Annotated in this window: 3 protein-coding genes; 2 read left to right on the top strand and 1 reads right to left on the bottom strand. The window is 77.2% G+C overall.

The window, feature by feature from the left end; genetic code table 11:
- Positions 1-1,445: hypothetical protein (locus G6556_RS17845; RefSeq protein ID WP_346774987.1), on the top strand; the 1,445-nt coding region annotated here is incomplete at its 5' end.
- 12 nt (positions 1,446-1,457) lie between these two features.
- On the opposite strand, the gene G6556_RS17840 is transcribed toward G6556_RS17845, so the two are convergent.
- A complete protein-coding gene (locus tag G6556_RS17840) occupies positions 1,458-2,078 on the bottom strand; it encodes a GtrA family protein (RefSeq protein ID WP_346774986.1) in 621 nt (206 codons plus the stop codon).
- A gap of 62 nt (positions 2,079-2,140) precedes the next feature.
- Between G6556_RS17840 and G6556_RS17835 the strand changes: the two genes are divergently transcribed.
- Positions 2,141-3,307 (top strand): 5-(carboxyamino)imidazole ribonucleotide synthase, encoded by a 1,167-nt coding sequence (locus G6556_RS17835; protein ID WP_166944351.1) that lies wholly within the window; start codon positions 2,141-2,143, stop codon positions 3,305-3,307.
- Positions 3,308-3,309: the final 2 nt, after the last annotated feature.

Raw genomic sequence — 3,309 nt, 5'->3', positions numbered from 1 at the left:
GCGGGCGGCGCTGCGAGGGGGTGGGCGCGATGGCCGAGCAGCGTCCCGCGCCGGGGACGGCCGGGGACCTCACCGCGCGGATCGCCGCGCTGGAGGCGGAGAACGCCCAGCTGCGTGCCGCCGCGACCGCGCGCGCCGCCGCCGACGCGGCCGCCGGGCCCGCCGCGACCGGTCCGGGTGCGCCCCCGCCGGCGCCGCGGCAGCGCCACCGCACCCGCGCGACGGCGGCCGTCGTGCTGATCGTGCTCGGCGCGCTGCTCGCCCCGGTGGCGGTCGTCGCGGTGTGGGCCCGGGACCTGGTGACCGACACCGACCGCTACCTCGCCACCGTGGGCCCGCTGGTCGACGACCCGCAGATCCAGGGGGCCGTGACCAACCGGGTCACCGGCGCGATCGTGGACGCCGCCGACCTGGACGGGCTGGCGTCCGACGCGGTGACGGCGATCGAGGGGCTCGGGCTGCCGCCGCGGGTGACCGCGCTGGTCGGCTCGCTGCAGGGCCCGCTGGTCGACGGTGCGACCACCGTGATCCGCCGCGCGGTCGACGCGGTCGTCACCTCGGACGTCTTCGAGGCGGTGTGGGACGAGGCCAACCGCACGGTGCACGACCAGCTGAACGCGGTGCTGCGCGGCGACCCGGACGCGATCGCGAGCATCGACGCCCAGGGCACGCTCGTGGTGGACCTGACGGGCGTGGTGGACACGGTCCGCAGCTCGCTGTCGGACGCCGGGTTCACGGTGGTGGACCGGCTGCCCGCCATCAGCGCGAGCTTCCCGCTCATGCAGAGCCAGGACCTGGTCCGGGCGCAGAACGCCTACCGGGTGCTGGACGTGCTGGGCACCTGGCTGATCTGGCTGTCGCTCGGCCTGCTGGCCGCCGGGGTGCTGGCGGCGGTGCACCGGGCGCGGGCGCTCGTGATCGCGGGGCTGTCGCTGGCCGGGGCGATGCTGCTGCTGGGCGCGGCGCTGACGATCGGGCGGTCGGTGTACGTCGACGCGCTGCCGCCGGGGGTGCAGCGGCCCGACGCGGCCGTGGTGGTCTACGACCAGGTGGTGGCGTTCCTGCGGGTCGCGCTGCGCTCGGCGTTCGTGCTGGGCGTGGTCGTCGCGCTGGTGGCGTTCGTGGCGGGCGGGACGTCGGCGGCGCGGTCGCTGCGCGCGTCCTGGACCCGCGGCGCGACCTGGCTCCGGACGGCGGGCGAGCGGCGCGGGATCAGCACCGGCCCGGTCGGGGTGTGGTTCGCCGAGCAGCGCGTGCTGGTGCGCGTCGTGATCGGGGCGGGCGCGGCGCTGGCGCTGGTGCTCGCGGGGCACCTGACGCCGGCGTACGTGGCGGGCGTCGCGGTGGTGGCCGTGGTGCTGCTGGCGGTGACCACGCTGGTGGCCCGGCCGACGCCGCCCCCGGCGGGCCCGCCGCCGTCCGACGGCGCTCCCGCGGCCGGGTGACCGCGGGCCGGGTCAGTCGCGCGTGGCGCGGGGGTGCGGGACCGCGCCGGGCGCGGCCGGGTCCTCGGCCGCCCGCGCCTCGTGGCCCACCTCGGCCAGCGCGACCGGCAGCCCCGCCGAGCCGGTGAACACGAACATCTTGTAGCCCACGTACCGCACGACCGTGCCGAGCGCGATGCCGATGATGTTCGCGACGTTGTCCGCGAACGGCCCGGAGTGCCCCAGCACGTAGTGCGAGAACCACAGCGTGCCGACGGTGAACCCGATGCCGACGACGTTGATCGCCGAGAACAGCAGGAGCTCGCGCCCGCCGCGGTGCTTGCTCTGGCCGGCGAACGTCCAGTGCCGGCTGCCGAGCCAGGACACGAGCGTCGCCAGCACGACGGCGATGATGCGCGCGGTCAGCGGCTTGCCGTGCAGGGCGTCGACGGGGCCGAACCGCAGCAGGTTGTACGTGCCGAGGTCGACGACGAACGCGACCGTGCCGACCGAGCCGAACCGGACCAGCTCCAGGGCCCGGTCGCGCAGGGACCGGCGCGGCATGCGGTAGAGCAGGCCGTGCAGCAGTCCGGGACGGGCCTCGGGGGCGGGTCCCGGTGCGGCCGCGAGGCGGGGCGCACCGGAGGGAGTCACCCCGACAGGGTACGGCGAGACGCTGGGGGACCGCTGTGCGAGGTCGGTTAGGCTCACGGCTCGTGGCAGCACCCGTGGTGGCAGTGGTCGGTGGTGGGCAGCTCGCCCGCATGATGGCGCCCGCGGCGACGGCGCTCGGCGTGCACCTGCGGGTGCTGGTCGAGGACGCCGTGTCGTCGGCGGCGCAGGTGGTGGTCGACGCGCCCGTGGGCGCGGCGGCGGACCCGGTGGCCGTGGAGGCGCTGGTGGTCGGCGCGGACGCGCTCACGTTCGAGCACGAGCACGTGCCGAACGGCCTGCTCACCGAGCTGGTGGACCGCGGCGTCGCGGTGCGCCCCGGCCCGGACGCGCTGGTGCACGCGCAGGACAAGATCGTGATGCGCACCCGGCTGACCGCGCTCGGCGTGCCGTGCCCGCGGTGGGCGCCGATCGACTCGGCCGAGGATCTGACGGCGTTCCTCGCGGCGGGCGACGGCACGGCCGTGGTGAAGACCGCCCGCGGCGGCTACGACGGCAAGGGCGTGCGGGTCGTGCGGTCCGCCGACGAGGCCGCCGACTGGCTGGCCGCGGCCGCCGAGGGCACCGGGGCCCCGCTGCTGGCCGAGGAGCGGGTGCCGTTCATCCGCGAGCTCGCCGCGCTGGTGGCGCGCACCCCGTCCGGCGAGGTCCGCACCTGGCCGGTCGTCGAGTCGGTGCAGCGCGACGGCGTGTGCGCCGAGGTCGTCGCCCCGGCCCCCGACCTGGACGCCCGCACGGCCGCCACGGCCGAGCGGATCGCCCGCGAGGTCGCCGAGGGCCTGGGCGTGACGGGCGTGCTGGCGGTCGAGCTGTTCGAGGTCGCCGACCCCGACGGCGGCGCGCCGCGCGTGCTGGTCAACGAGCTCGCCATGCGGCCGCACAACTCCGGCCACTGGACGATCGACGGCTCCGTGACCAGCCAGTTCGAGCAGCACCTGCGGGCCGTGCTGGACCTGCCGCTGGGCGGCACGCAGGCCCGCGCGCCCTGGACCGTGATGGCGAACGTGCTCGGCTCGACCCGCGCCGCGCTGACCGACGGACTCGCCGAGGTCGCCGCGCTCGACCCCGGCGCGAAGGTGCACCTGTACGGCAAGGGCGTGCGCCCGGGCCGCAAGCTCGGGCACGTCACCGTGTCCGGCGACGACCTCGCCGACGTGCGCCGCCGGGCGGTCGCCGCGGCCGCCGTGCTGCGCGGCGACGCCCCCGCCTGACC

The organism is Cellulomonas sp. IC4_254 (genome assembly GCF_011603975.1).
GTDB lineage: Bacteria > Actinomycetota > Actinomycetes > Actinomycetales > Cellulomonadaceae > Cellulomonas.
The sequence above is the reverse complement of the archived record's forward strand: the minus strand, read 5'-3'. Positions and strand labels throughout refer to the sequence as shown.